The 4346-nt window shown below is 66.7% G+C and carries 1 protein-coding gene; it reads left to right on the top strand.

The genetic code is table 11. From position 1 onward, the window contains the following. Positions 1-4346: amino acid adenylation domain-containing protein (locus JOZ00_RS12895; protein WP_293344343.1), on the top strand; the 4346-nt coding region annotated here is incomplete at both ends.

Genomic DNA, 4346 nt, shown 5'->3' with positions numbered 1-4346 from the left:
CACATCAAGGAGGACGCCTGCCCGCTTTCGCCGTTGGTTCCGGTGGAGCGGCCCGCGGTGGTGCCGCTGTCGTTCGCCCAGAGCCGGTTGTGGTTTATCGACCAATTACAGGGCCCCTCACCGGTTTACAACATGGCTGCGGCATTGCGGATAGACGGCCCACTGGACACCGACGCGATGGGTGCCGCACTTGCCGACTTGGTCGGTCGTCACGAAAGCCTGCGCACCCTGTTCGCCGCTCCCGACGGGACACCTCAGCAGGTGGTGATCCCCGTCGACGAGGCCGATGTCGCATGGTCCGTCGTTGACGCCGGTGACTGGCCGGCCGAACGGCTGGATGAGGCCATCGGCGTCGCGGCGCGCCATGCGTTTGACCTGGCCACCGAAATCCCCTTGCGGGCGGTGCTTTTCCGCGTGACCGAGAACGAGCACGTGCTGGTGGCCGTGGTGCACCACATCGCCGCCGACGGCTGGTCGATCAATCCGCTGATGCGCGATCTCGGGATGGCGTATGCCAGCCGGCGCGCGGGGCAGGTGCCCGGCTGGGCACCGTTGGCGGTGCAGTACGCCGATTACACGCTGTGGCAGCGTGCGCAGTTCGGTGAGCTGACGGATCCGGACAGCTTGATCGCGGGACAGCTGGCCTATTGGGAACATGCGCTGGCGGGTTTGCCCGACCGGGTGCAGCTGCCTACGGATCGGCCCTACCCGGCGGTGGCCGATCACCGTGGGGCCAGCGCTACCGTCGATTGGCCCGCCGAGCTACAGGAGCGGGTGCGCGAGTTGGCCCGCCAGCACGACGCGACCACCTTCATGGTCGTCCAGGCCGCGCTGACCGTGCTGCTGGCCAAGCTCAGCGCGAGTTCCGATGTGACGGTCGGTGTTCCGATCGCCGGACGACGTGATCCCGCGCTCGATGACCTGGTCGGGTTCTTCGTCAACACCCTGGTGCTACGGGTGGATCTGGCCGGCGATCCCACCGTCGCCGAGCTGCTGGCGCAGGTGCGCCAGCGCGCCCTCGCCGCCTACGAACACCAGGACGTTCCCTTCGAACTCCTCGTCGAGCGGTTAAACCCGACCCGCAGCATGGCCCACCATCCCCTGGTGCAAGTCATGTTGGCCTGGCAGAACTGGCAGGACAAGGAACTCGCCGCGAAATCGGCCTTGGGCGATCTGCAAGTCACCCCACTACCGGTCGATACCCAAACCGCCCGCATGGATTTGACGTTCTCGCTCTTCGAACGCTGGGCCGAGGACGGTCGGCCCGCCGGGATAGGTGGGGCGGCCGAATACCGCACCGACGTGTTCGACACCGCCAGCATCCAATCATTCATCACCCGACTGCAGCGGGTGCTGACCGCGATCACCGCCGATGCCGGGCAACGGCTTTCGTCGATCGATCTGCTCGATTCGGCCGAGCATGCCCGGCTGGCCGAGATCGGTAATCGGTCGGCACTCACCGCGCCCGTGGCCAGGCAGCTCTCGATTCCGGCAGCGTTCGCCGAGCAGGTGGTTCGCGTTCCGGAGACCGTAGCGATCACCCACGACGGGCGCTCCATGACCTATCGTGAGCTGGACGAGGCCGCCAACCGGTTGGCGCACCTGTTGGTCGGTCACGGCGCATGTCCGGGACAGTCTGTGGCGCTGCTGTTTCCGCGTACGGCCGAAGCGATCGTGGCGATCCTGGCGGTATTGAAGACCGGCGCGGCCTACGTGCCGATCGATCCGGTGGTACCGACGGCGAGGATCGAATTCGTTCTGGCCGACGCCGCTCCGATCGCGGTGGTCACCACCGCGGATCAATGTTCGCGGCTGGACGCTGTCGACGTCATCGTCATCGATGTCCAGGCTCCCGCGGTCAGCACTCAGCCCACTACGGCTCTGCCCACGCCGTCCCCGGAGAACATCGCCTACGTCATCTACACCTCCGGCACCACCGGTGCCCCCAAAGGTGTTGCAGTACCACATCACAACGTCACTCAGCTGGTGGAATCCCTGCTCGGCGCACTGTCGGGGCCAAGGGCGTGGGCGCTGTGTCATTCCTTGGCCTTCGATGCGTCGGTAGAAGAGATCTGGGGCGCGCTGTTACACGGCGGCCGGCTTGTGGTGGTGCCCGAACCCGTTCTGGCATCCCCAAATTCGCTCCGTGAGTTGCTGATCGCGGAGAAGGTCAGCGTCCTGAGCCACACTCCGACGGCGCTGGCGACACTGCCGCCGGACGGTGTGGAGTTGGCGGCTTTGATAGTCGGCGGCGAGGCCTGCCCGACCGATCTGGTCGACAGATGGGCGGCCGCGGGGCGGGCGGTCATCGATGCCTATGGCCCGACCGAGACCACCGTGTGTGTGTCCCGGACGGCGCCGTTGACGCCGGGGTCGCCGGTAGTGCCGATCGGGTCGCCGGTGCCGGGGTCGGCGTTGTTCGTGCTGGACAGTTGGTTGCAGCCGGTACCGGCAGGTGTGGTGGGTGAGTTGTATGTGGCGGGCCGCAGCGTGGGATGCGGGTATGTGCGCCGCTCCGGAATGACCGCGTCGCGATTTGTGGCTTGTCCGTTCGGCGGCGTGGGTGCCCGCATGTATCGCACCGGGGACCTGGTGTGCTGGGGCGCCAACGATCAGCTGCACTACCTGGGTCGGGCCGACGAGCAGGTCAAGATTCGCGGCTATCGCATCGAGTTGGCCGAAATTCAAACGGTCCTCACAACACTCGACGGCGTGGAGCGGGCTGCGGTGACCGCCCGCGAGGACCGTCCCGGCGACAAACGGCTCGTCGGCTATGTCACCGGCACGGCCGACCCCGCCGCACTGCGCGGCCAGCTGGCCGACCGACTCCCTGGCTACATGGTCCCGGCCGCGATCGTCATGATGGAGACGCTGCCGTTCACGGTCAACGGCAAACTCGACAAGCGCGCCCTGCCCGCTCCCGAATACACCGCCGCCGAATACCGTGCCCCGGGCAACCTCACCGAGGAGATCTTGGCCGGCATCTACGCCCAGGTGCTAGGGCTCGAGCGCGTTGGCATCGACGACTCCTTCTTCGATTTGGGTGGGGATTCGCTGTCGGCGATGCGCTTGATCGCCGCGATCAACACCGCCCTCGATACCCAGCTTCCGGTGCGCGTCGTGTTCGATGCGCCCACGGTGGCGCAGTTGGCGCCTCGCGTCGCTGAGGGGGCGGACCGGCTGGAGCCGTTGGTCGCGGGTGAACGCCCCGAAGTGGTGCCGTTGTCGTTCGCCCAGAACAGGTTGTGGTTCCTCGACCAATTGCACGGGCCGTCACCGATTTACAACATGGCGGCGGCGTTGCGCATGTGCGGGCACCTCGACACCGCCGCGCTGCGCGCGGCGTTCGACGATGTGGTAGCGCGCCACGAAAGCCTGCGAACGGTTTTCGTGACAGCCGACGGAACCCCCCAGCAGGTGGTCGTCCCGGTCGACCGAGCCGAAATGGCATGGGACGTGGCGGATGCGTCCGATTGGTCGCCTTCGCGGGTTCATGAGGCGGTCGAGGCAGCCGCCCGGCACGCCTTCGATCTGGAAGCCGAAATCCCTTTGCGGGCACAACTTTTCCGGCTAGCTGAGGACGAGCACGTGCTCGTGGCAGTGGTCCACCACATCGCCGCGGATGGGTGGTCGATCAATCCGTTGGTGCGGGACTTGGGACTTGCGTACGCCGCACGGTCCGCCGGACTGGCGCCGGGCTGGGCGCCGCTGACGGTGCAGTATGCCGATTACACGTTGTGGCAGCGCGCCCAGCTCGGTGATCTCGAGGATCCGCAGAGCGCGATCGCGAACCAGATGGCCTACTGGGAACACGCGTTGGCGGAGTTGCCCAAGCGGCTGGAGCTGCCCACCGACCGGCCCTACCCACTGGTGGCCGATTACCGCGGGGCCAGCGCGCGGATCGAATGGCCGGCCGACTTGCACCAACGCATCGCCCGGTTGGCCCGCGAGCACGACGCGACCAGTTTCATGGTCGTCCAGACCGCTCTGGCGGTACTGCTGGCCAAGATGAGCGCGAGTTCTGATGTGGCGGTTGGATTCCCGATCGCCGGCCGGCGCGACTCGGCGCTCAACGAGCTTGTCGGTTTCTTCGTCAACACCCTGGTGCTGCGGGTGGATGTGGCGGGCGATCCCAGCGTCGCCGACGTGCTGGCGCAAGTACGCCAGCGCAGCCTGGCCGCCTACGAGAACCAGGACGTTCCCTTCGAGGTGCTCGTCGAGCGCCTCAACCCCACCCGCAGCATGGCGCACCATCCGCTGGTTCAGGTGATGCTGGCCTGGCAAAACCTTGCAGGGCAGGGCAATAACGCCACCGACGGCATGGCTCTGGGTGATCTTCAGGTCAC

Origin of the sequence: Mycobacterium sp. (genome assembly GCF_019243155.1) — a bacterium.
In the GTDB taxonomy this organism is placed as follows: Bacteria; Actinomycetota; Actinomycetes; order Mycobacteriales; family Mycobacteriaceae; genus Mycobacterium.
Note: the sequence above shows the minus strand (reverse complement) of the source record. Positions and strands in the feature narration are given on the sequence as shown.